Below are 353 nucleotides of genomic sequence, written 5' to 3'. Positions count from 1 at the left end.
TTTCGCAGCTTACCACGTCCTTCATCGGCTCCCGGTGCCAAGGCATTCACCCTTTGCTCTTTCTTCCTTGACCTTGCTTTACTTTGCCTTTACGATCATGCAGTTTTCAAAGAACAATTTACCATATGAATAAAAAATGGTGGGCTCAAGTGGACTCGAACCACCGACCTCACGCTTATCAGGCGTGCGCTCTAACCACCTGAGCTATGAGCCCGCCTTGCATTTCGAGAGAACACTTTCTCTCAAAACCAAACAGCAGAAAGTTGCCACCCGGAACCAGCGGGTGTCTTGCTTCGTTACTCCTTAGAAAGGAGGTGATCCAGCCGCACCTTCCGATACGGCTACCTTGTTAC

The 353-nt window shown here is 49.6% G+C and carries 1 tRNA gene; it reads right to left on the bottom strand.

The features are described from left to right. Nucleotides 1–137: 137 nt before the first annotated feature. Nucleotides 138–214: transfer RNA gene (locus AAIG11_RS17985), tRNA-Ile, on the bottom strand. Between the last annotated feature and the right edge of the window lie 139 nt (nucleotides 215–353).

Origin of the sequence: Anoxynatronum sibiricum (assembly GCF_039414295.1) — a bacterium.
GTDB lineage: Bacteria > Bacillota > Clostridia > Peptostreptococcales > Tindalliaceae > Anoxynatronum > Anoxynatronum sibiricum.
Note: the sequence above shows the minus strand (reverse complement) of the source record. Positions and strands in the feature narration are given on the sequence as shown.